This window comes from Clostridia bacterium, from assembly GCA_017405765.1.
GTDB lineage: Bacteria > Bacillota > Clostridia > Oscillospirales > RGIG577 > RGIG577.
Map to the genome: position 1 here is coordinate 16572 of JAFQZS010000028.1, position 24930 is coordinate 41501.

Here is a 24930-nt window from a genome sequence, read left to right on the forward strand (position 1 = left end):
CATATTAGTATTATAATTATCGGATTTTTTTAAGTCAAGAGAAGTTTGCGAAGTGTAACAATACTGTAATATTCAAAATATAACGCTTTGCCGCTGTAAAAAAACTTATTTTTCGCATATATATTATGTCAACAAGTAGGTAGACATAATATGTTGTAAGAGATTTGTGTGCGCATTTTTTTAAAATTTTTTTAAAAATTTTTAAAAAAATGTGTTTTTAAAGCGTTTTTCGCCTCAAAAAAGCCGTTTTTTTAGAACCAAGGTTCTAATATTCCCTTTTCAATTATCCTTTTTCTTGCTTTTCCCTTTTCCATGCCTTCCCCCTGGGGGGAAGGTGTCACCGCAGGTGACGGATGAGGGGTTATTTTAGCTTTTCTTGATTTGCAAGCAAGAACAACGTTTCAAAAGCGGCGCTTTTGTAAAAGAACCGCCCGCCTTGGCTGTGCGTTTCTGTAATATAATATAGAAGAAAACCGCCCCGAGGCGGTTTTCTTCAAAGCTGGCGCATCAGATACGTCATATAATTCATAAAATGCGCAAACACTATGCCCGGCTCGCTTAAGTCCGGCTGCCAGCGCTTGAGCCACTCGAACGAAATATACGAATCGTAGCCTGCGTTGTTCAGAATTCGCAGGCAGTCGAGTATCGGCACGTCGCCGTAGCCCATCATGCGGTATTTTACCTCGCCGTTCTCTATTGCCGAATCCTTCACATGAACGTATTTCACGAGGCCGCGCAGATTCTCTGCCGTATAGGCCGCGTTTTCCGAAAAAACGCGGAACGGATGATGTATGTCCCACAAGACAAAGGCGTTATCGCGGTCGATTTCATTTATAAAATCGCGCATTACCCTTGAATCCGCAAGCGGACCGTTCGTCTCCATGAGCGGATACACGTTCTTGCCGCGCGCGTAATCCAACACCTCGCGGTACTGACGTATTAGAAGCTCCCGGTCCAACTCGCCCGATGGGAATATCGCATTTTCGCACAGAACGCGCACATATTCACAACCCACGCGCTCGGCAAAATCTATATATGCCTTCGCCTCTTTCACAGACGCATAAGCTTTCTTTTTAAGCCCCAACTCCGCCTCGCTTGTAAGCATGGCTATGCTTATATGCGATCTTTTCAGCTTTTCAAGCGTTTCCTCAATATTTTTCGGCTTGAATGGTATAGCCTTCGGCGCGTACATCTCACGCTTTATGCCGCGTATCTCAATGCCGTCCATGCCGAGATCCTTCGCTGTTGCATAAATCTCGTCGAACGACCAGCCCGGACAGCCGAGTGTTGAAAACGATATTTTCACGCTAATTATCTCCTTTCCTCTATGCCGTATGATCATCGGCGCTTCCCGCAAGACCGAGCTGCTCCGCCGCCCAATCGCGCAGCTTGAATTTTTGTATCTTGCCGCTTGCAGTCATCGGAAAATCATCCATGAACAGCACATGGCTCGGCGTTTTATGCTTCGCCATCGAACGCTTTACGAAATCCTTGACCTCGTCCTCGGTAAGCGTTTCGTCCTGCTTTAAGATTATGCAGGCGCATATCTCCTCGCCGTACTGCTCAGACGGCACTCCCACGACCTGAACGTCGCTTATTTTGGGATTTGTATAGAGAAAGTCCTCTATCTCCTTCGGATATATGTTCTCGCCTCCGCGTATTATCATATCTCGCAGGCGTCCCGTGATCCTATAATAGCCGTTTTCATCGACCGTTGCAAGGTCTCCCGTGTGGAGCCAGCCGTCCTTGTCTATCGCCTGCGCCGTGGCCTCCGGCATTTTGTAGTAGCCCTTCATAACGTGATAGCCTCTCGTCAAAAACTCTCCTACCTCGCCGGGGCCAAGCTCTCTGCCCGTCTCGGGATCGACTATCTTCGTCTCGACGTTGTCGTATCTTTTGCCCACAGTCGTCACTCTAAGCTCTATTGGATCGTCTACCGTCGTTTGAGTACAGCCGGGCGACGACTCTGTCTGGCCGTACACGCTCGTTATATGGCGCATATGCATCTTCTCAACGACGTCCCTCATTACCTTTGGGGGGCATACGGAGCCGGCCATTATACCCGTACGCATATATTTGAACGTGTATTTATCAAAGTCGGGATGCTCAAGCATACCGATGAACATAGTGGGTACGCCGTGAACGGCGGTGCAGTTCTCGCTTTCTATCGCGTCCATTACCTTCTTCGGGCGGTAATAATCGACCGGCACCATCGAGGTCGCGTGAGTTATCGACGCCATGACCGCAAGCACGAGGCCGAAGCAGTGAAAGAACGGTACGCAGATGCAGAGTTTGTCGTTCATCGTAAACCTCATCGCGTCGCCTATGGAGCGGCCGTTGTTTAAAATATTGTAATGCGTAAGCATTACGCCCTTCGGAAATCCCGTCGTACCGGAGGTGTACTGCATATTCGTCACATCGTGCGGCGACAGCGCGGCCTTTGCGGCGCGAAGCTCCGCGTTCGATATTTTTTTCGCCATTGCGCTCAAGTCTTTGAAGTTATACATACCGGCGGGCGTTTCGTCTCCCACGTATATAACGTGCCTAAGATACGGCAGACGGCGGCTTTTAAGCTCTCCCGGCTTCGATGAGGCAAGCTCCGGACAGATCTCGTTTATTATCTCAACATAGTTTGAATCCTTGTAGCCGTCTATCATAACGAGCGCCTTCGTGTCGGACTGCCTCAAAAGATACTCGGCCTCAAAGACCTTGTACGCCGTATTCACAGTGACGAGCACCGCGCCTATCTTCGCCGTCGAAAAGAGCGTAAGCAGCCATTCGGGGTAGTTCGTGGCCCATATCGCAACGTGGTCGCCCTTTTTTATGCCTATCGCCAAAAGCGCCTTAGCTATCCTGTCGCAGTCCTCGTTGAACTGCTTATACGTTCTGTCGTAATCGCGGTCGGTATATTTTACGGCCGGATGATCGGGATACTGCCTTGCCACCTCTGCCAAGTATTCGCCTACCGTCATATAGATCATTCCGTTTTTGTCATATCTGAAATGACTCATAAAACACCTCCTCATATTTCGATAAAAAAGCTTTCGCCCAAAGGAGGCGAAAGCTTTTTTGACGCATTTCGATGACCGCCTGCCTTTGGCGCGACGCCGCGTCAAGCTGCGTCAGCGCAGCGGGCCGCACTTTGGGCTGCCCGAAACTCAAAGGTCAGACGTAAAAAAGTCTGTTTTCAGAGCGTTTATGCTCACCTTGTCATCGTCTTTCCTATTTTTAGTTCTGTATCTATTTTATTTCAGTTCTCATTAAAGTCAATCGACAAATTTTGCTTTTTGTCTTATTCTACCTTCGGCAGCTTTGCAACTGCGGCCGCGATCTCCTCGTCGGTGGGGATATAGTCGCCCATTTCGCCGTCGTTGAACTTCTGATATGCAACGAGATCGAAGTAGCCCGTGCCGGTAAGACCGAACACGATGGTCTTTTCCTCGCCCGTTTCCTTGCATCTTAAAGCCTCGTCCATAGCCGCCTTTATAGCGTGGCTGCTCTCCGGAGCAGGGAGTATGCCCTCGATGCGCGCGAACTTTTCCGCCGCTTCGAATACGGACGTCTGCTCAACCGAAACAGCCTCCATATAGCCGTCGTGATAAAGCTGGCTTAAAGTCGTGCTCATGCCGTGGAATCTCAGGCCGCCCGCATGGTTAGCCGACGGGATAAAGCTCGAACCGAGCGTGTACATCTTTGCGAGCGGGCAGATCATGCCGGTATCGCAGAAGTCGTAAGCGAACGTGCCGCGCGTGAAGCTGGGGCAGGACGCGGGCTCGACCGCTATGATGCGGTAATCGGCCTCGCCGCGGAGCTTCTCTCCCATGAACGGAGCGATAAGGCCGCCTAAGTTTGAGCCGCCGCCGGCACAGCCTATTATTATATCGGGCTTTATGTCGTATTTGTCAAGCGCCGCCTTCGTCTCAAGGCCTATAACGGACTGATGGAGGAGCACCTGATTGAGTACGCTGCCGAGAACGTAGCGGTAGCCGGGGTTCTTTACTGCGACCTCAACGGCCTCGGATATGGCGCAGCCAAGGCTTCCGGTCGTGCCGGGATGCTCGGCAAGTATCTTTTTCCCGACCTCGGTCGTCTCCGACGGGGACGGCGTTACGCTTGCGCCGTAGGTACGCATTACCTCGCGTCTGAACGGCTTCTGCTCGTAGGATACCTTTACCATAAACACCTTGCAGTCAAGGTCAAAATATGCGCACGCCATAGAGAGAGCCGTGCCCCATTGACCTGCGCCCGTCTCGGTCGTCACGCCTTTTAAGCCCTGCTTTTTAGCGTAGTAAGCCTGAGCTATCGCAGAGTTGAGCTTATGGCTGCCGCTCGTGTTGTTGCCCTCGAACTTATAGTATATCTTCGCGGGCGTGCCGAGCTTTTCTTCAAGGCAGTAAGCGCGCACCAGCGGCGAGGGGCGGTACATCTTATAGAAGTTTCTGATCTCTTCGGGGATCTTTATATACGGCGTCGTATCGTCAAGCTCCTGAGCCACGAGCTCCTCACAGAATATACCGCTCATTTCCTCTGCGGTAAGCGGCTTTAATGTTCCGGGGTTTAAAAGCGGCGCGGGCTTATTTTTCATATCGGCGCGCATATTGTACCACGAAGTCGGCATCTCCGATTCTTCAAGATAGATCTTATAAGGGATAGTTTTTTCCGACATTTTTCATGTCTCCTTTCTATGAATAAATTATTTAATATATGCAAAAACAAAAAACCACATCATCCCATTCATTGGGACGATGTGGTCGTGGTGCCACCCAATTTCAAGCCTAAAAAGGCTCCTCTAACAGATACGCGGACAAGCCGGTGATATCCTGCCCCTGTAACGCGAGGCGCGCGGCGCAGGCTACTTTAAAAAATTTCGCCTTTGCTTCTTCGGAAGTCCATTCACTTAGCTCCACGTACCCGCATCCCACCGCCGCAGGCTCTCTTGACCGCTTATACAAAGCTACTTCTCTTCGTCAACGAATTTCTGATATTGAGGATATCATACGCCCGTGATCTTGATTTGTCAAGTGGTTTTTAAAATTATTTTTTCATCTTTTATAAATCCCCGAATAGCCTCGGCGTCTCGCATCCCGCGCTCGTAAAGCCTGTCGAGCTTTGCCCTCTCCTTTGTAAGGGCCAGCATGCCCTCCGTATCCTCGGGCGCGACTATGAGCACGCGGCCTTCCCTTTCGTACTGCTCACATAGCTTCACCTGCGTATTGTAAACGTATGCGCGCTTTGCCATGCTCACGGCCGACAGCGGCCTTTGCGGTATGAGAAAGGCCATCAGCGCGTCCTGAAGGTAATTTCTTCTGTACGTGCGCTTCTTCGTAAGTATTACGACGACCTTATCGCAGCCAAGCTCAAACGCTCTCTTTATCGGTATGGGATCGGAGAGCCCGCCGTCGAAATAATACTTCCCCTTATATTTGTACGCTCCGTTCACTATGGGAAGATTGCACGTGCATTTTAATACGCCGTAATCGTCCTGAGCCATATCGTCCACTGAAAAATAGACGGGCTTCCCCGTATTCGCGTTGGTGGATACTATCTCAAATATGCGCCCGCTCGTGCCTCGCTTTAAGGCGTCGAAGTCTATTTCGTCCTCCCCGCCCTTATTTGCCATAGTGGAATATATGTAATCGAGATCAAGATAATTTCGCGTTCTCACAAAATTGTTCCAGCTCATATATTCCTTGCGGTGCGCGTATTCAGTATAATATTTATAATTTCTGCCCCTTTGGCGCGAAATGAAGGACACCTGATTGGCAGCCCCCGCGGAAACGCCTATATAGCAGTCGAATTCGATACCCATATCAAGGCATCTGTCGAAAACGCCTGCGCCGTATATGGCTCGCTCCCCGCCTCCGACGTCAATAATGCCTATCATTGGCAGTTTTCTCCTTTTGGCCGTTAATGTCTTGTATCATTTGAATATATAAAGCGACGGAACATTGAATCTGTTTAATGTCTCGCTTGTCGGGCCGCATTGATTCTCTTCGTTGAGTCCCCACGTATAGAGACGTTCGCCCGACGTCGTAAGCAGCAAAGTATGGTCGAATCCGAAGGCAAGCTCTCCCGTGTCCGACATGAGCTGTCTTGCGTCGCGCACGTCGTTTTCCGTGTCGCGTCCCAGACGGTAGTTAAAATTCTGTCCCCACGACCATACTCCGCCGTTCGATTTTATCGCAAACACGGAATTGTCGTTTATATAAAGCTTTTCTACTTTGTAAGTAATATATGTGGGCTCGCTTACGGTCTCGTCTACCTTCACCTTGCTCATGCCTATGCGGCCGCCCCAGTTTCTGCCCATCGCGTAAAGGTCCTGATCCGTATCGGTATAGAACGTTATCTCGTTTCCGGCCCACGCGCCCTGTACGCCCACAGATATAAGCTTAGGCTCGTCAAAGCGTCCGCCCTGATGCGCGGGGTCTATCTGTCCCGAAAAATTGCCGCCCCAGCCGTAAAGCTCGTTTTTGTTCGTTATCATAAGAATGTGCGACGTTCCCGCCGATATGTCGCGCACACCGCTCATAATAAGCGCGGGCGTCTTGTTCTTTATATCATCGGTGCCGTAAAGCGCGCTGACCATGCGCGTATCGCCCCACTGATATACATCTCCTCCGTAAGTTAGCGCTGCGGCAAATCCTCCGCTTACAGACACCTTCGCCACGTTATCTAAAATTTTCACGGGCGTGTATACGTCTGCCTCGCTGCCAGTGCCGAGCGTATAAAGGCTGCCCTCGCCCCAAGCGTAAAGCGCCGCGGAGTTTGTTATGGCATATGTTCTGTTTCTCTGCGCAAGCACATACCGCACGTTTTCAAGCATAACATGCGGCGTTTCGCCGTCGCCGAATCCATACAGCTTGCCTTCGCTTATATAATAGCCGTGAGACCCCGCCGCAGCCACGGACGAGACGCCTGTAGCCACACGGCGCGCCCCCGTTATGTGATCGCTTGTCTCAAGGCCGAGCTGATACTTGTCGTTTCTGCCCCAGGCGTAAAGTGCGCCCTTGTCGTCAATGTAAAACGAGGTGTAGTCTCCCGCGGCAATGCGCGAAGTCTCACTCTGCGAAACGCCGGTTTTCACGGGGGAGACGGTCTGTCCGCCCGATCCGGGGGCTATAAATCCCGTATAAAGGCGCCATACCATTGCTATGGCCTGCTCTCTCGTCGCTCCCGAAAGCGGAGCTATGACTGCCGTTTTCGCATTGTCGCTTACGCCCTTTACTATGCCGAGCTTATACATGAGCTGTACCGATGAATCGGCCCAATCAGATATATCATCCTCGTCGTCGAATATTACATACTGCATCGTTACCGGCGCATTTACGCCGAGCGCGTCGACAAGCCGTGACATCATAGTGCACATCTCCTGGCGCGTTATGCCGCGCTCTGGCATGAACTGCACTGCAGACACGCCGTTCACGACGCCTATTTTATAAGCCTTGAGCACATTTATATCGTTCGTGTCGTCAAACACACGGCTGCCCGTATCGGCCGATATAGCGCCCGCCTGTTTTTCGTAGACCGCTACGGCTATCGCCGCAAATTCGGCGCGATTTACCGATACTGTAAGATCTTCGGGAAACTCTTTGGGCATAAGCCCCGCATCTTTAAATCCCGACACCTCCGCATCGGCCCATTCGCTCGTTTTATACTCTGCTCCCGCAAAGCAGAACAGCGATATTAAGAGAGCGAAAACGAGTAAAGTTGAAACTGCCTTTGCTTTTTTCATTTTTCTGCCTCCTGATGCTTATTGACTTCCACGGCTGCAAGCTCCTCGCTCAAAGCCTCCCATTTTTCATACGCCTCCGAAAGGCGGCCGTTCGCTTCGGCCTGCAAATTCGTAAGCTCTATCATTTTTTTATAATCGGACGCCGTCTCGCCGTCCGAAAGCTGCCGCTCGATCTCTTTAAGCTCGTCCTCGAGCGCCGCTATCTCTTCCTCCGTCCGGCTTATCTTCATATTGAGCGAACGGATGAGCGACTGAGTCTGCTTCTTTTTGAGAAATTCCGCCTTCGTGTCCGACTTTTTCTCCGTCTGCAGCACCGTCTTCTGCGCTTCGCGTCTGTGCGCCGAAAATTCGTCGTAGCTGCCCGAAAAATCGCCGGCCTCGCCGCCGCTTAAATATATTATCCTGTCGCACAGCTTGTTTATAAAGTATCTGTCGTGCGATATAACGAGCATCGTGCCGCCGTAATCTATCAGCGCGTCCTCAAGCGCTTCCTTTGAATATATGTCGAGATGGTTTGTCGGCTCGTCAAGTATGAGAAAGTTTGCGCCCTTTAACATAACTTTTAAAAGCGCAATGCGTGCGCGCTCCCCTCCCGAAAGCTCCGAAACGCTTTTATATACCTCCTCGCCCGAAAAAAGGAACGCCGCAAGCGCGCTTCTTACTTCGGTCTGTGAAAGTGCGGGAAAGTCGTTCCACACCTCGCTTATAACGTCGGAGTCGCCGCGAATGTTGCCGCCGAGCTGGTCATAATACGCGACCTCGCACGACGCGCCCGTGCGTATGCTGCCCGTGTAAGGTATCTGCCCCATAACGGCGCGGAGCAGCGTCGTTTTTCCGGAGCCGTTACGCCCCAAAAGAAAGACTCTCTCTTTATCGGTTATGTCAAACGATACGTTCCTGAGTATCGGTTCGCCGTCGTAAGAAATGCTTACGTCCTCGCATAAGAGCGCATCGAAGCTGCCTTTTTTTGCAGGCGCAAAAGAAAAATCCAGCCGTTTTTCATGCCCCTTCGGCTCAACAAGCGTCTTTTTTATGCGCTCGATCTGTTTTAGCTTGCTTTCGGCCGTCCTAATGTTCCTCTCACGGTTCCATTGGCGTTGTTTTTTTACTATGCCCTCTATTCTTTTTATCTCGCGCATAGTGTTTTCGTAGCGGCGTCTTACGTATTCTTCCTCGCCCTCTTTTCTCTCAAGGTATTCGCTGTAAGCGCAGGAGAAAACGGCAAGAGCGCCCCTGTCTATCTCTATCGTTTTACTTGTCACGCGGTCAAGAAAGTATCTGTCGTGAGATATAACTATGAACGCGCCCGAAAAGTTTCTTAAAAAATCCTCGAGCCACTCAATGGCCTCTATGTCGAGGTGATTTGTCGGCTCGTCAAGCAATAGAAGATTCGAGTCGGACAAAAGCAGCTTTGAAAGCGCAAGCTTCGAAAGCTGGCCGCCGCTCAAAGAGGAAAGCGGGCGCGAAAAGTCATCCTCCGAAAAGCCCAGTCCCTTAAGCGTTGCCGCAACGCGGCTCTTATAATAAAGTCCCCCGTCTGCAGTGAACTCGTCGTGCAGGCGGGCGTGGCGCGAGATAAGGCGTTCGCGTTCGCTCTCGTTCAAATCGGCGCAGCTCATTTTTTTCGTCATGCTCTCAAGCTCGTTCTCTTTTTCGATAAACGCTGAAAACGTACTCATAAGCTCTTCCCACAGCGTCTTGTCCCTGTTTTCAGTCACAAATTGCGAAAGATATGACATCTTAGCGTCGCGTCCGAAAGTTATGACGCCGCCGTCGCTTTTTTCCTCCCCCGTAAGCAGGCGAAAAAGCGTAGTCTTGCCTGCGCCGTTCTTTCCGACAAGGGCCGCCTTCTCCCCGGGCTCCAAGGAAAAGGAGACGCTTTTAAGTATCTCTCTGTCGCCGAAATATTTACTTAAATCGGAAACATGTAATATGCCCATATGAAGCTCCATTGTAAACAATTCTTTACTATTCTATCATACCCCGATAACAATGTAAAGACAAAAGTAAAAAAGAATGCCGTCTTCATCATTTTAGAACCAAGGTTCTAAGACTCCTTTTCAATATGCTTCTCTTGCTTTGAAAGCAAGAGAAAACCTTAAAACTCCGTTTTAAGAATTTGATCCCCCTGCCGGGGGGCGTACTTTTGTAACCTCAGACCACCCCAAAAAATCCGCTTCGCGTATTTTTAGGTGACCCCGGCGTACCAAAAGTCCCGAGAGGCTGCCGCCTCTCCGTCTCTCCGCTCCCTCGCTCCAACGCCGCCTCTCGGCGGCGCCAGCCGCTCGGCGTTACTCAAATATGACTTATGTCTCGCCATCTACTGGCGATAAGCGCAATTTGCTTTATAGCTTGGAGCCTTTTCGCCATGAGGGCGCATTCTAGAAGCTTACAGCCATCACTGGTGTTCCGCGGCCGAGCCGCTCCAAGTCCCCGATGCCCGTTAGAAGAAGGTAACATTAAACAAGCCGCTTTTTAGCAATAGCTTTCTTCTAGCGGAAACCGGAGTGTCGGGCGCGTGCGACGCGCCCGTCAAATTGGTGGAGAAGATATCTTGAATTGGCCCTCACATCGAGGAAGGCTGGAAGTATACTTTAGATCATGACCTTCTAGCCGAAGATCGGAGATGAATAATTTGCTGTAAGAGCCGCAGTATGGGCCTGTGGGTCTCCCCTCGTGTGGGGACGGGGGAGCAAAGCCCACGGAAATTTTGGTTCGCGCCTGGCCCCTAAAAATACGCGAAGCGGATCCCGGGGTCCCCAAAAAATGCTTTCATTTTTTGGGGTGGGTCCAAGGGGGAAGGCTTTTGGGGGCGCCCGCGCCTCCCGCCCACGGCAGTTTATCAGAAATTTTGGCGCCGCAGTCCCAATATAAAATGCAGACCGAAAGCGAACGATCTTTCGGTCTGCAAAAAATCAATATGTTACTGCACGTATTTTTTTACGTTGGCTCTCGCTATTATATCAATGCCCGAATCCATGAAATTCTTTATTATTACTTTGCCGAACTCTAAAGGGGCCTCGACCTCGGCTTTTTTCAGGGCCTTCTCAAAGGCCTCGACCATGGGGCCGGGCACAGGCTCCGCGCTTCTGACTTTGGCTATGGATACGGCTCCGTTCTTAACGTAAACGTCCGCTTCAACGAGCGAATCCGGCGGAGCGACCGTTTCGTATATGAATTTTTCGCCCTTCGGACACGCAGCGCCCTTTATGGTGATAATCCTTCCCGCCTCCTCAAGATAAGTTATCATGCAGCCGTTCGTGCAGCGTGGACACGTTTTGAACCTTTGAACTACCATAAAATATCCTCCCTTATTTAGATTTGTGACAGAATATCGGCTATTATGCTGTTTGATATCAAAAAGCCCTTTGGCGTAAGTGCGGTGTGCGCCTCGTCCGAGAGCATATGCCCCAAAGCCGTATAAGCGCTTATCGAGCTTTTGAACCTTTCCCGGAAATCAAATCCGAACTCGCCGTAAAACTCGCCCGGGCGTATGCCGCGTGTCGTTCTGAGCCTAAGCATAATATACTCGAAAAGCCTGTCCTCCCGCGTAAGCGTTTCTCTTTCGCACACGGGCGAACGCGCCTTTTTTACGGCTTCTATATACTTCTTTACGTCCGGCTCGTTTGAAAAGCGCGCGCCGCCGAAAAACGAATGAGCCGCCGAGCCTATTCCGAGATATTCGCTTCCCAGCCAATAGCGCATATTATGCCTCGAATGAAAGCCCTCCTTTGCGTAATTGGATATTTCATATTGAAGATATCCGCTCTCCTCCAGATGGCGCGTAAGAAAAAGATACATATCGGCGCACTCGTCGTCGTTTGGAAGCAAAAGCTCGTCGCGCATCTCAAAAAAGCGCGTCCCCTCCTCTATTTTAAGGCCGTAGGCTGAAATATGCTCTGCTGACATGGAAACGGCGTAATCTATGGAGCGTGAAAGCGAAGCGAGCGTCTGGCCGGGCAGCCCCGTCATAAGATCAAGGCTTATATTCTTAAATCCGCAGCCGCGCGCCAAAAGAAAGCTCTGCTCGAACCGCTTCGCGGTATGAATGCGGCCGAGCGTTCTAAGCTCGGAGTCGAGCGCGCTTTGAAGCCCCATTGATATGCGGTTCGCACCGATCCTTCGCGCCGCCGAAAAAAACTCCTTTGTGCCCGTGTCGGGATTTGCCTCAAACGTAAATTCGGCATTGTCGGCTATGCGCACGTTTTTTCGTATATGCGCTCCCAATGAAAGTATCTGCTCGGGCAAAAGCACAGACGGCGTGCCGCCGCCTACATATATCGTGTCTACAATATAATCCGCAAGCGCCTCGCGGTACGACGAAAGCTCGCGTCCCACGGCTTCTATATAAGCGTCGCGATAACGCTCCATATTCTCATATGAACGAAAATCACAATAGGCGCACTTTTTCACACAAAACGGCACATGGATGTAAAGGCCTATGCTTTTCATTATGAATCGAGCTTTAAAACAGACATGAACGCCTCCTGCGGCACCTCGACCGTGCCAAGCCGCCTCATGCGCTTTTTGCCTTCCTTCTGTTTCTCCAAAAGCTTCTTCTTTCGCGTGATATCGCCGCCGGAACACTTGGCTAGCACGTCTTTTCTCAGCGCCTTTACCGTCTCGCGCGCGATTATCTTATTGCCTATGGCCGCTTGGACAGGTATCTCGAACATCTGACGCGGTATGTTGTCTTTAAGCTTTTCCGCGATCCTTCGCGCGCGCGCATACGCCTTATCCGTATGCACGATGAATGAGAGCGCGTCAACGACTTCGCCGTTCAAAAGTATGTCGAGCTTTACGAGATCCGACTGAACATATCCCAAAAATTCGTAGTCGAGCGAGGCGTAGCCGCGTGTGCGCGATTTCAAATTGTCAAAAAAGTCGTAGATTATCTCGTTTAACGGAAGCTCGTATTTTAACGACACGCGGTTCGTGTCTATATACTCCATCGTCTTGAACGTGCCGCGCCGCTCCTGGCAGAGGTCCATGATATTGCCCACGAACTCCGACGGCGAGATTATGTCGGCCTTAACTACGGGCTCGTAAACGCGGTCTATCTCCGTCGGCGGAGGATAATTTGTGGGATTGTCTATGAATATCGTCTCGCCGTTCGTTTTTTCCACTTTATATATAACGCTGGGCGCAGTCGTGATAAGGTCAAGATTATATTCGCGCTCAAGGCGCTCCTGTATTATCTCCATATGAAGAAGCCCCAAAAAGCCGCATCTGAAGCCAAAGCCCAAAGCTATGGAACTCTCCGCCTCGAACGAAAGCGACGCGTCGTTGAGCTGAAGCTTTTCGAGAGCGTCTCTAAGATCGGGGTACTTTGTCGTGTCGGCGGGATATATGCCCGAGAACACCATGGGATTTACCGCCTTGTAGCCGGGAAGCGGCTCTGCGGCTCCGCCCGGCTCGCACGTCACCGTATCGCCTACGCGCGTGTCGGACACGTTCTTCATGCTGGCCGCGATGTAGCCGACTTCTCCCGCCGCAAGCTCCGGCGAGGGCGCAAAGCCGTCGGCCTTGAAATATCCTGTTTCCACGACGTCGAAAACGGCGCCGGTCGACATGATCTTTATCTTCGTGCCGGGGCGCACCGAGCCGTCCATAAGGCGCACGTAAATGATGATGCCCTTGTACAGATCGTAATACGAGTCGAAAATAAGCGCTTTTAAGGGCTTATTTTCGTCTCCCTTCGGGGGAGGCACGTCCTTAACGATCTTTTCAAGCACGCTTTCTATATTTATGCCCATTTTGGCCGATATCTGGGGCGCGTCGCTCGCGTCAAGGCCTATTATGTCCTCTATCTCATGGATAACGCGCTCGGGGTCCGCGCTCGGCAGATCTATCTTATTTATAACGGGCACTATCTCAAGGTCGTTTTCCAAGGCGAGATACGTATTTGCAAGCGTCTGCGCCTCGATGCCTTGGGCCGCGTCAACAACGAGCACCGCGCCCTCGCACGCAGCAAGCGAACGCGACACCTCATAATTGAAATCGACGTGTCCGGGAGTGTCGATGAGGTTAAGCACATACTCGCGTCCGTCCTTCGCCGTATAGAGAAGCTTTACTGCGCGCGCCTTTATCGTTATGCCGCGCTCGCGCTCTATATCCATATTATCGAGAAGCTGCTCCTCCATATCGCGCTCGGCTACCGTATTCGTGTTTTCCAAAAGCCTGTCGGCAAGCGTTGATTTTCCGTGGTCGATGTGGGCTATTATAGAGAAATTGCGTATCAGCTCTTTATTGGCCATATATTTTTACTCCTGTGAGATGCAGATTGCTTTTTATTATTAAATTATACCAAACAAAAGGGAGCATATACAAGTATAAAAAGACTGATTTTTAATATGAAAAGCTTATGTCTGTAATTGACATATTATTTACGCCGTGGTATACTGATTTGCGAAATAATCGCAAATCTTTGCGGCGAAGTTTTGTAAAGGAAGCCCTGAATCAAGGAGATCAAAATGGCACAGCTCATATGCGAAAACCTGTCGCTCGGCTATGACGGCAAGGAAATAGTAAGTGATTTGAACTTTCATATAGACGAAGGTGACTACCTCTGCATCGTAGGCGAGAACGGTTCCGGCAAGAGCACGCTTATGAAGACGATACTGGGGCTTATGTCTCCGCTGCACGGTAAAATAGTTTTAGGCGGCTCTCTCAGAACTACGGATATAGGCTACCTTCCTCAGCAAACACTGGTGCAGCGCGACTTTCCCGCCTCAGTTTGGGAGATAGTTCTGTCGGGCTGTCAGAACCGTTCGGGCATGCGCCCCTTTTATTCGCGCGGGCAGAAGCGTCTGGCGCGCGATAGCATAGAAAAAATGGGGCTCTCCCCGCTTTCAAAGCGGTGCTACCGCGAGCTTTCGGGTGGTCAGCAGCAGCGCGTTCTGCTTGCCCGCGCAATGTGCGCGGCAGGAAAGGTGCTGCTTTTGGACGAACCTGTATCAGGTCTTGACCCCAAGGTGACCGAGGAGATGTATCACATAATCAACGATCTGAACAAAAAGGACAATATGACGATAATCATGATCTCGCATGATGTGGCGGCCGCCGTAAAATACGCCGACAAAATTCTTCATATAGGAAAAAGCATATTCTTCGGCAGCACCGAAGAATATTTAAAGAGCGATATAAGCCGCGGCTTTACCGACATGAGAGGAAGTGACGCCGTATGACGGAGCTTATCTCAAAGCTTGCGCTTTATTTTGAGTATCCCTTTGTAAGATACGCGCTTATAGTGGGCATACTTATCGCGCTTTGCTCGTCGCTTTTGGGAGTCACCCTGGTGCTCAAGCGTTTTTCATTCATAGGCGACGGTCTTTCGCACGTTGCGTTCGGCGCGCTTGCAATAGCTACTGCTCTGAAGCTTTCAAACAATATGCCTCTCATGCTGATAATCACGACATTGTGCGCCGTGCTGCTTTTACGCACGGGCCAGAACACAAAGATAAAGGGCGACGCCGCAATAGCGATGATCTCCGTGGGAGCTCTTGCCGTGGGATATCTTATAATGAACGTGTTCTCCGCATCGTCAAACCTTACAGGCGACGTTTGTTCCACGCTGTTCGGCTCCACCTCGATACTTACGCTAAATCAGACTCATGTGTGGATGTGCGCCGTTTTGTCGGTGATAGTCGTTATAATATTCATACTTTTCTACAATAAGATATTCGCCGTGACTTTCGATGAGGATTTTGCTAAGGCGACAGGCATAAAAGCCGATCTTTACAACCTTATCATAGCCATAGTCATAGCGGTAATAATAGTAGTTGCGATGAATCTGGTCGGATCGCTTCTTATCTCCGCGCTCGTTATTTTTCCCGCGCTTTCGGCCATGCGAATATTCAAAAGCTTTAAGTCTGTCACCGTTTGCTCGGCCGTACTGTCGGTCGTGTGCGCGCTCGTCGGCATACTCGTTTCGATCGTCGCAAGCACGCCTGTGGGAGCCACGATAGTAGTCGTTGATATCGCTGCCTTTTTCGTATTTTTAGTTCTGGACAAATGTAAAAAGGGCGCAAGAGCGTAAAAATCATATCATGAATGTTTAAAAGCCTCAAACGCGCGGTATATTATAACTGCGGCCTGCTCTGTTGTAAGCTTCGCATCGGGGGCGAATCTGTCTTCGCTTATACCCTTTATTATTCCGGCATTCACGGCAAAGCCGAGTTCTGAATTTACCCAGTGATCCCCCGCGTCTTTAAAGCCGTGAGTAAAGCCTCCCGTTTCAATGCCTAAAATGCGCGCCGTTCTGTTTATCATAGCGGCTGCCTGCGCTCTGGTGAGCGTGCCGTTTGGGTCAAATTTGCCTTGTCCCACTCCGTTTATTATTCCCAGCGCGTTCAAAAAAAGCACTTCGTTGTCCGAAGTATCGGAAAATGCGCCGCTTTGCGCCGAAACGCCTCTTTGTGCCATAAGCTCCTCTGCCGACATACCGCTTGAACGCTCTAAAAGCTTAATAAACAGGTGCACGGCGTCAAAGCGCGAAACGGGAACGGTATAATCGCTGCCAAGTCCATCCGTTAAAAGTCCCGCTTCCTTTGCCGCGGCTACCTCTTTTTCTGCCCATCCCGATACGATCGTTTTTGGGGCTTTTTCGCCCGCGCTGCCCGATGATGCGCACTCGAAAGCGTATTCCAAGAGCTTTTTACAGTCGTTCGCGCGGCTCTGACTGCCTGAGGAGTTCATTACAACGGCTATCATACGCCTGCCGCTTTGCTTTGCCGTTGCCGCAAAACAATAGCCTGCGGCGCTCGTAGTGCCCGTTTTCAGACCGTCGACGCCGGAGAGCGATCCGTTTACAAGCAAAAGATTCGTTGAAGTGAAGGTGCGCCCTCCGAAATCATAGCTTTTCAGCGAAGAATACTTGAGCACACGGGGATAATCCTTGATTATCTGCTGTGAAAGGAGCGCCATGTCGCGCGGGGTCACGCTGTTTCCCTCGTCTTTTATGCCGCAGCTGTCGGCAAATCGTGCGTTAAGACCAATGGCTGCAGCCCTTTTGTTCATACGCTTTACAAATTCGTCCTCGCTTCCCGATATATGCTCCGCAAGGGCTATCATAGAGGCGTTTCCCGAAGCCGTGAAAACAAGTTTTAAAAGAGTATCGACCTTATACTTGTCCCCCTCCTTAAAAAGCTCGTATCCCGAATACGTAGTATCGTTTGAAACGGCTGCCGCGTGCGCGCTTATCTTAATATATGTATCGTAAGAAAGCCTGCCCGAGACTATCTCTTCAAAAACGATATAAGCGCTCATTATTTTTGTCATGCTCGCCGCAGGACGCGCCGTGTCGGCATTTTTTTCATAATATGCGCCGCCCGTATCAAAGTCAATGACAATAGCCCCCGACGCCGTAACTTCGGGAGGCTGGGGTGCGGCCAACGCAGGTGCTCCCGCCGAAACAAGAACTGTAATTATCAGAATAAAACATAACGCCCAAAAAAGACGCGGCTTTGTCGTTTTCACGCTTGTATCACCCTTTAGATATGCGCGCTTTTTTGGGCGCGCTTAGTTTTCAAAAAACGTCTTTTTAAAGAATGTAAAAATGACGCGTTTTCCGAAAACAAGTATATCACAAGGGATTTTTCAATGCAACACGGCTTTCATATCGCTTTGTTTTACTCCCCTTTTAATACGTCCGCAAGCGCCTGCGCGAACACTCTCGATGAGGCAAGCGCTTCTTCAATGCTGTTGCCGTCGCTTCCCACTTCGATAAGAAGGCTGCCCGGCGTTGCGTGCTGATTGTAGCGCTCCTTTTTAAGCGCGAGGGGACGCATGAGATCGGGCACGGCGTCGCAGAGCTTTTTTTGCAGCTTTATCGCAAAAGAAAGGTTCGTCTGCCAATCCTTATGCTCAAGACCTCCCTCGCTTGATCCCATACATAAAAGCATCTGCGCAAATCTGACGCCGTCGTATTCGACAACGGGACGGTATTTCGTATTGTCCGCATCTATTATCGCGTCGCGGTGGACGTCGATAACTATTTTTATTGAAGGATACTCGCTCAGTCGAGCGTTTATCGTTTCAAGCGCGCGCGTGTACGAGCCGTTGTACGAGGGGTAGTCGTGTACCGTCATGTCATGATATACGTTTATACCTCGGCTTTCAAGCACACGGCGCATCTCTTCGCCTACTCGCACTACGTTCTGTTCGTTATCAAGAGTACGTGTCTTATCGTTCTCGCCGTAATACTTTGCGCCGTTCGGCGAATAGCTCTCCGTGGAATGCGTATGTATTATAAGCACCTGCATCTCATTTTCGTTATATGAAAAAGGAAGCGGTTCCGAAATGAGCGACTGCGGGTCTATACCGAATTTTGTATTGTTTATTATGTATATATTATCAAACCTGACATAGCCCGAGTCACTTTTCGGGGAAAGCGTAACGTCTTCTATTTTGTATGTATTTTCCGGCTGCTCCTCATGCGACAGCGCAAGCGAGGGCGATGCGCCTTCATCAGAGGAAAGCTGCATTATTTTGCCTTCGCCGCCGCTGTTCTCATTTGTTCCTCCCTGCGCGCTTTGTGTGGTCTCTGCCGAGGCTAAAGCCTCGTCGGAAACATTCTCCCCCGCGTTCTCATATGCGCCTGACGCGTGTTTTCCTGCCCCGTAGGCGCTAAGCGCTCTTTGATGCGCGCAAAAAACAGGCGTTACCGAAAGAGTTTGATCTATTGCCGTGTTTAAAAGCGCGGCCTTTTTTTCGCCTCCGTCTGTTATAATAAAGTCGCTCTCGGCGCTCGCTCCGATGAATAAAATCAGAGCCAAAGCAGCGCACAGAACCAAAACAGCTTTTGCGGCGCCGTACACGGGCTTACGTCTTCGTCCGCTAAAGGCGCGTTTATCCGTATATCTTCTTCTCATTTTAATATCCTCCCTTTAAAGGTATTTATAATTATTATTCAAAGGGCGTGTAGAAAATGAGAGAATCGTGAGGCCTTTGGAGTATGTTTTTTAAGGCCCTTTCATCCTTACGTACTTATGCACATCGACAAGTATTTCCCTCTCAATCTCCAAATCTCTCTTCTATCACTTTCTTTGTATGATCCTTCGGGGTATACCGCCAATGATCAATATGGTCGAGCACATAGTAATCAATAGGATGCGGCGCATCCTTCTGCATAAAAAGCTCCACTATTGAAAGCTTTATCTTCATTTTTTCGGGGATTATGCTTTTTATATATACTGCCGCAAGCTGATTTATAACGGCGTCTGGGCGGTATTCGCAGAGGCCAACGAGATTAGGCGCAAGCTCTACAAAGACTCCGTAAGCCTCTATGCTTCGTATAACGCCTATGACCGTCTGCCCTGCGCTGAAATTGGCGGCGTTTTGTTCCCAGGTGCCCAAAAGCTCCTTATGCGTAATGAAAAAGCGGCCGCTTTTGGCTTCTATGCCCTTTACGGCGACAAGTATATTCTGCCCGCGTTCAAAGCGGTCGCTTGGATGCGATATGCGCGACACCGAAATGCTCTCCGTAGGTATAAGCGAAACGACGCCGCAGCCAATATCCACGAACGCGCCGAACGGCTCAAGGTGCGTCACCTTTGCGCCTATTACGTCGCCCGGACTTATATGCTCTTTTGCATATTCGATAAAGCGTTTTTGCGCTTCGCGCCTCGATATGCTTATTCTCGGCTCGGGACCGCTGAGATCTATATCCGTAACGATAAAACACGTCGGCTTATTCACTCTCGAGATCACGGCTATATCCTTTATTATTCGTCCCTCGGGAACGTACTCGCATTCTTCTCTCGCCATCACCGCAACCGTCTTTCCGAAGCTGAACACAAGCTCATGCGCACTTGTTGACATTACCGGCTTCTGCTCAACTACCGTCCCCGTGCGAAAAGCCTCCATAAGTCCCGAAAGCTTAGATATATAAGACGTATTTTCCTGAGTCTCATACAATACTCCCTCAGGGTAAAAATCCATTTTCATCCCTACACCTGCCCTTTAACATATATTTTTCCTGTGCGTATAAATATATGTAAGGACAAGTTTCCAATATAACAACAAATTTGACCCGTTTTTCCTTGAAAAAGACCTGGTTTGACGGTATAATAATATGATAGTGAATTTTATCCGCTGCTATGGAAGGAGAAACTGAATATGGACATACGTCCGGGAGATATCCTTGAGCTAAAAAAGCCTCATCCCTGCGGCGAAAGACGCTGGGTCGTTTTAAGATGCGGCATAGAGCTGCGCTTAAAATGCGCGGGGTGCGGCCATATCGTTCTTGTTCCCCGTTCAAAAGCGGAAAAGAATATACGTTCCGTAATTCGGCCCAACGCCTAAATCTTACGGACCAAATAACAAACAAAGAGGTGCATAAGTATGCTTGATAAACTTTATCCCATACTCGAGCATTACAATGAAATATCGGAAAAACTGAACGATATAGAGATAGTTTCCGACCAAAACAAGTTGAAAGCGCTTATGAAGGAGCAAAAGAGCCTTACGCCGCTCGTTGAAAAGATAAACGAATACAAATCCGCGCTTGACGGCGCCGAGGAGGCGCGCGAGCTGCTTTCGGGAAAGCTTGACCGCGATTTCAAAGAGATGGTTCAAGAAGAGCTTGGCGAGCTTTCCGAACGCATACCGAAAATCGAGGAAGAGCTTAAAATACTGCTTCTGCCCAAGGACCCTAACGACGACAAGGGCGTTATCATAGAGATACGCGGCGGCGCGGGCGGCGAGGAGGCGGCGCTTTTTGCCTACAATCTTTACCGCATGTACACGATGTACGCCGAAACGAAGCATTGGAAAACGGAAATAATCAACATAAACGAAACGGAGCTCGGCGGCATAAAGGAGGTCTCCTTTATGATAGACGGCGCGGGCGCGTATTCGCGCCTCAAATTCGAAAGCGGCGTTCACCGCGTTCAGCGCGTACCTGAAACGGAATCTAGCGGCCGCATACACACCTCCACCGTGACCGTGGCAGTATTGCCGGAGGTCGAGGACGTCGAGGTCGAGATAAACCCTTCTGACCTTCAGATAGACACGTTCCGCGCGTCGGGCGCGGGCGGCCAGCACGTAAACAAAACGGAATCGGCAATACGCATAACGCACCTGCCGACGGGCATAGTAGTTGAATGCCAGGACGAAAGAAGCCAGCACAAGAACCGCGACAAGGCCATGAAGGTGCTGCGCTCAAAGCTCTACGAGGCAAGCCTTGCGGAGCAGACCGACGCGATAGCTAAGGAGCGAAAGAGCCAGGTCGGCACGGGCGACAGAAGCGAACGCATACGCACGTACAACTATCCCCAGGGACGCATAAGCGACCACCGCATCGGCCTTACGCTCTACAAGCTTGAGGCCTTCTTAAACGGCGCGCTCGACGAAATGATAGACGCGCTCATTACGAACGACCAGGCCGAAAAGCTCAATCAGAGCACACAGGCCTGAAGCTAAAAAGGAAACCGTTATGAAAACGCTCAGGCTTGACCCAAATAAAGACGAGAACGCCGTCTTAAAGGCGGCCGACATAATAAAGCGCGGCGGCCTCGTCGCCATGCCCACCGAAACGGTCTACGGTCTTGCGGCGAACGCATTCGACACAGCGGCGGTAAAAAAGATATTTGAGGCGAAGGGTCGTCCGCAGGACAATCCGCTCATCGTACACATTGCGGATATATCAATGCTCGACGAGCTTTGCAAAGACATATCCGATACGGCGCGAAAGATAGCAAGCGCTTTCTGGCCGGGTCCGCTTACGGTAATTCTCAAAAAGCGCGCCGTCATACCCGATATAGTAACGTGCGGTCTTGACAGCGTGGGCGTACGATTCCCTTCGCATAAGACGGCCCAGGCGCTCATACGCGCGACGGGGCTTCCGCTTGCCGCTCCTTCGGCGAATACGTCGGGGCGTCCCAGCCCCACGGCGGCCTCGCACGTCCTTATGGATATGGACGGGCGCATCGACGCCGTTTTAGACGGCGGCGAATGCGAGATAGGCGTTGAATCGACGGTGCTTGATCTTACTGGCAGCGTGCCCGTGATACTTCGTCCCGGCGGCGTGACGCTCGAGATGATACGCACCGTTTCGCCCGACGCGAAAGCGGGCGATTTTAACCGCGTTCCCTCTGCGGACGAACGTGTGCTCTCCCCCGGCATGAAATACCGCCACTACGCGCCGAAAGCGCCCGTAACGCTCATAACCGGCAGTGCGGATGATGTTTTTCGATATATCGAGGCGCATACAGAAAACAAGACTCTCGGCATAATGTGCTTCGAGGAATACGAGCCGCTCTTTCGTGCGCTCACACCGTTCATACACACCTACGGACGGCGCGGCGATATGCTTTCTCAAAGCTCGCATATATTTGCGGCGCTCCGCGCGTTTGACGCGGAGCCTGCCCGGAAAATATTCGTATATGCCGACGCCGATACGAGCGGGCTTGGCATGGCTATAAACAACAGGCTGTCAAAGGCGGCGGGGTTCGATATCGTTACCCTTTAAGCTGTCTGCGGCATAAGGAGGCAGAAACATGAATTACAGCGACGACGTGTATCTTATCGGACTTACGGGAGGCTCCGGCAGCGGAAAGACTCTCATTTCCGACGTGTTCGCCCGGCGCGGCATACCCGTGATAGACGCGGATAAGCTGGCGCGGGAGATCGTTGAGCCGGGTAAGCCGTGCCTTAAGGAGCTTGCCGATCATTTCGGAAGCTCGATACTCGACGAAAACGGCGCGTTAAAGCGGCGCGAGCTTGCAAGGATCGCGTTTTCCGATCCCGAAAAGCTTGACGCTCTGAACCGCATAACGCATTATTACATTGACATTCTCATGCGTGAGAACATTGAGCGTTACCGCTCGGAGGGCAAAAGATTTATAGTGTTCGACGCGCCCGTGCTCATCGAGGGCGGCTTCAACAAGCTGTGCGACGCCGTCGTCTGCGTACTTGCCGATAAGAACACGCGCATAGAGCGCATAATGAACCGCGACTCTATTACGCATGAGGAGGCCGAGCGCCGCATCGGCGTTCAGCACGACGACGAGTTCTATATATCCAACTCCGATCACGTCATACGCAACGACCTGGGCCCCGACGAGGCGCGCATCGAAACGAACGCCGTAATAAACGAGATCATGAGAAAAGGCGGTGCAAATTGAGCAGTACCGTAAAACAAAAGAAGAGACATCGAAAAAAGAAGCAGGCGCAGCGAAAATTTATCGCCATTGTCGCAGTTGTAATAATTATTGCCGTGCTTATATTCGCGTTTCGTGAGCAGAATATAATAGAGAAAATAGAGGAGCAGTCGTATCCGCTCGAATATCAGGAATACGTCATGGCTGCGGCCGAAAAATACGACCTCGACCCGGCTTTGATATTTGCGATAATACATACGGAAAGCCGCTTCGACCCCGAAGCCGTCTCCCCCGCGAACGCGATGGGGCTTATGCAGATAACGAAAGATACGTACTTTTTCGTAAACGAGAAGGACGGCCGCGGCGATTTAGCCGTCGAGCTGCTTTTCGACCCTGAGGTAAACATCGACACGGGCTCGTATTTCATTAAGTGGCTCATAGACGATTTCGGCGACGTCGATACGGCGATAGCCGCCTACAACGCCGGACGCGGCAACGTAAAAAAGTGGCTCGGCGATTCGCGCTATTCCGAGAACGGCGCGACGCTCTCCGATATCCCGTTTACGGAGACTAAGAATTACGTAAAAAAGGTCAATTCGGCATATGAGTTTTACAAGAAGCATTATTTTTCGGATCAGGAATGAAAATAACATATATTTTTGGAGGTTAAGTGCATGGACGACAAGAAAAAATATTCAGACGAGCTGTTTTTCAAGAAAAAGAACGCCTATGAGATCATGGACGAACGCGAATGCGTTCGCGCAAACGAATTCTGCGACGGATATATAGACTTTCTTTCCACGGCTAAAACGGAACGCGAATGCGTGCGCTACGCCGTTGAGGTGGCGACTAACAACGGCTTTGTAAAATACGACGGCAATTTAAGCCTTAAGGCGGGCGATAAGTTCTATAAGGTACAAAGGAACAAGGCCGTGGTCTTAGGCGTTATCGGAAAGAGCGATATCTCAAACGGTGTGAATATCGTTATGGCCCATATCGATGCGCCGCGCGTCGATCTTAAGCAGAATCCGCTCTACGAAGATTCCGGCGTCGCTTTATTTAAAACCCACTACTACGGCGGCATAAAGAAGTATCAGTGGACGGCAATACCGCTCTCGCTGCACGGCGTAGTTATCAAAAAAGGCGGCGAATGCGTAGAGATAAACATAGGCGAAAGCGAGGGCGACCCCGTATTTACGATAACCGACCTTCTGCCGCATCTTGCAGGCGACCAGATGATGAAAAAGGCGACCGAAGTCGTAGCAGGCGAAAGCCTCAATATATTAGTCGGCAGCCGCCCGTTCAAAGACGACGACGAAAGCCAGAAGATAAAGCTTTCTGTCATGGATATCTTAAATAAAAAATACGGCATAACAGAGAGCGACTTCATGCGCGCCGACCTTGAGGCAGTACCCGCGTTCCCCGCAAAAAGCGTGGGCTTCGACCAAAGCTTAGTCGGCGCTTACGGTCAGGACGACCGCGTATGCGCGTACAGCGCGCTTATGGCCGCGCTCTCGCTCGAGGCTCCGCAGAAAACGGCGCTGTGTGTGCTCGTTGACCGCGAGGAGATAGGCTCTATGGGCAATACGGGCGCGCAGAGCCGTTTCATCGAGTATCTTTTGGCCGATCTCGGCGATACTTTAGGCGGCGTTCCTGTGAGAAAAATAATCCAAAACAGCGCGTGCTTAAGCGCCGACGTGAACCTTGCGTGCGATCCCAATTATCCCGAAGTGACCGAGAAGATGAACACTGCCTTCATTAACGGCGGCGTTGCCCTCTCGAAGTACACCGGCGCGCGCGGTAAGAGCGGCACGAGCGAGGCGAGCGCCGAGCTTGTTGCGCGCATCTGCGATATATTCGACTCTAACGGCGTATGCTATCAGATGGGGGAACTCGGCAAGGTAGACCAGGGCGGCGGCGGCACCGTGGCTCAGTTCATCGCCAATCTCGACATGGAAGTGCTCGATGCGGGCGTACCGATACTTTCGATGCACTCCCCGTTCGAGGTGTCCGCCAAGGCCGACGTTTATATGGCATATAAGGCGTACACTACGTTCATGGAGAAGTATTGAGACAGGATATTTCAGAGCCGTGCAG

At 50.7% G+C, this 24930-nt stretch carries 20 protein-coding genes and 1 other annotated feature; of the genes, 8 read left to right on the top strand and 12 right to left on the bottom strand.

The window, feature by feature from the left end:
• Nucleotides 1–493: 493 nt before the first annotated feature.
• The 9 genes from IJG50_04695 to lepA form a co-directional block, all read right to left on the bottom strand.
• A complete protein-coding gene (locus IJG50_04695; protein ID MBQ3379149.1) occupies nt 494–1306 on the bottom strand; it encodes a sugar phosphate isomerase/epimerase in 813 nt (270 codons plus the stop codon).
• A 19-nt stretch (nt 1307–1325) separates the two neighbouring features.
• A complete protein-coding gene (locus IJG50_04700) occupies nt 1326–3011 on the bottom strand; it encodes an AMP-binding protein (GenBank protein ID MBQ3379150.1) in 1686 nt (561 codons plus the stop codon).
• 281 nt (nt 3012–3292) lie between these two features.
• On the bottom strand, nt 3293–4666 hold the full coding sequence (locus tag IJG50_04705; protein MBQ3379151.1) for a TrpB-like pyridoxal phosphate-dependent enzyme: 1374 nt from the start codon (nt 4664–4666) through the stop codon (nt 3293–3295).
• Between the two features lie 69 nt (nt 4667–4735).
• Nucleotides 4736–4980: a binding site (T-box leader), on the bottom strand.
• A gap of 37 nt (nt 4981–5017) precedes the next feature.
• The gene (locus tag IJG50_04710) at nt 5018–5884 is read right to left on the bottom strand and encodes a patatin family protein (protein MBQ3379152.1); all 867 of its coding nucleotides are present in this window, start codon (nt 5882–5884) and stop codon (nt 5018–5020) included.
• A 36-nt stretch (nt 5885–5920) separates the two neighbouring features.
• On the bottom strand, nt 5921–7732 hold the full coding sequence (locus IJG50_04715; protein MBQ3379153.1) for an S-layer homology domain-containing protein: 1812 nt from the start codon (nt 7730–7732) through the stop codon (nt 5921–5923).
• Nucleotides 7729–9672, bottom strand: coding sequence for an ABC-F family ATP-binding cassette domain-containing protein (locus tag IJG50_04720; GenBank protein ID MBQ3379154.1), 1944 nt, complete (start codon nt 9670–9672; stop codon nt 7729–7731). Before IJG50_04720 ends, IJG50_04715 begins: the two co-directional genes overlap by 4 nt.
• Nucleotides 9673–10655: 983 nt before the next feature.
• Complete coding sequence (locus IJG50_04725) at nt 10656–11030, bottom strand: DUF1667 domain-containing protein (protein MBQ3379155.1); 375 nt, start codon at nt 11028–11030, stop codon at nt 10656–10658.
• Nucleotides 11031–11047: 17 nt separating this feature from the next.
• On the bottom strand, nt 11048–12184 hold the full coding sequence (gene hemW, locus IJG50_04730) for a radical SAM family heme chaperone HemW (protein ID MBQ3379156.1): 1137 nt from the start codon (nt 12182–12184) through the stop codon (nt 11048–11050).
• Complete coding sequence (gene lepA / locus IJG50_04735; protein MBQ3379157.1) at nt 12184–13989, bottom strand: translation elongation factor 4; 1806 nt, start codon at nt 13987–13989, stop codon at nt 12184–12186. The genes hemW and lepA overlap by 1 nt, the downstream gene beginning before the upstream one ends.
• 216 nt (nt 13990–14205) lie before the next feature.
• On the opposite strand from lepA, the gene IJG50_04740 reads away from it, so the two are divergent.
• Both IJG50_04740 and IJG50_04745 read left to right on the top strand, forming a co-directional pair.
• The gene (locus tag IJG50_04740) at nt 14206–14919 is read left to right on the top strand and encodes an ABC transporter ATP-binding protein (GenBank protein MBQ3379158.1); all 714 of its coding nucleotides are present in this window, start codon (nt 14206–14208) and stop codon (nt 14917–14919) included.
• Complete coding sequence (locus IJG50_04745) at nt 14916–15770, top strand: metal ABC transporter permease (GenBank protein MBQ3379159.1); 855 nt, start codon at nt 14916–14918, stop codon at nt 15768–15770. Before IJG50_04740 ends, IJG50_04745 begins: the two co-directional genes overlap by 4 nt.
• 8 nt (nt 15771–15778) lie before the next feature.
• Here IJG50_04745 and IJG50_04750 read toward each other — a convergent pair whose 3' ends face one another.
• The 3 genes from IJG50_04750 to IJG50_04760 form a co-directional block, all read right to left on the bottom strand.
• Nucleotides 15779–17125 carry an S-layer homology domain-containing protein gene (locus IJG50_04750; protein ID MBQ3379160.1) on the bottom strand — a complete coding sequence of 449 codons (1347 nt, stop codon included), beginning with the start codon at nt 17123–17125 and terminating at the stop codon, nt 15779–15781.
• Between the two features lie 236 nt (nt 17126–17361).
• Nucleotides 17362–18603 carry a stage II sporulation protein P gene (locus tag IJG50_04755; GenBank protein MBQ3379161.1) on the bottom strand — a complete coding sequence of 414 codons (1242 nt, stop codon included), beginning with the start codon at nt 18601–18603 and terminating at the stop codon, nt 17362–17364.
• Between the two features lie 142 nt (nt 18604–18745).
• Complete coding sequence (locus tag IJG50_04760; protein ID MBQ3379162.1) at nt 18746–19672, bottom strand: S1 RNA-binding domain-containing protein; 927 nt, start codon at nt 19670–19672, stop codon at nt 18746–18748.
• A gap of 177 nt (nt 19673–19849) precedes the next feature.
• On the opposite strand from IJG50_04760, the gene IJG50_04765 reads away from it, so the two are divergent.
• The 6 genes from IJG50_04765 to IJG50_04790 are packed head-to-tail and all read left to right on the top strand — an operon-like array spanning nt 19850 to nt 24905.
• A complete protein-coding gene (locus IJG50_04765; protein ID MBQ3379163.1) occupies nt 19850–20035 on the top strand; it encodes a DUF951 domain-containing protein in 186 nt (61 codons plus the stop codon).
• Nucleotides 20036–20074: 39 nt separating this feature from the next.
• Entirely contained in the window at nt 20075–21148 is a 1074-nt protein-coding gene (gene prfA, locus IJG50_04770; GenBank protein MBQ3379164.1) for a peptide chain release factor 1, read from the top strand.
• Between the two features lie 19 nt (nt 21149–21167).
• Nucleotides 21168–22202, top strand: coding sequence for a threonylcarbamoyl-AMP synthase (locus IJG50_04775; GenBank protein MBQ3379165.1), 1035 nt, complete (start codon nt 21168–21170; stop codon nt 22200–22202).
• Nucleotides 22203–22230: 28 nt separating this feature from the next.
• Entirely contained in the window at nt 22231–22857 is a 627-nt protein-coding gene (locus IJG50_04780; GenBank protein ID MBQ3379166.1) for a dephospho-CoA kinase, read from the top strand.
• On the top strand, nt 22854–23477 hold the full coding sequence (locus IJG50_04785; GenBank protein MBQ3379167.1) for a lytic transglycosylase domain-containing protein: 624 nt from the start codon (nt 22854–22856) through the stop codon (nt 23475–23477). Before IJG50_04780 ends, IJG50_04785 begins: the two co-directional genes overlap by 4 nt.
• Nucleotides 23478–23507: 30 nt before the next feature.
• Entirely contained in the window at nt 23508–24905 is a 1398-nt protein-coding gene (locus IJG50_04790) for an aminopeptidase (GenBank protein ID MBQ3379168.1), read from the top strand.
• Nucleotides 24906–24930: the final 25 nt, after the last annotated feature.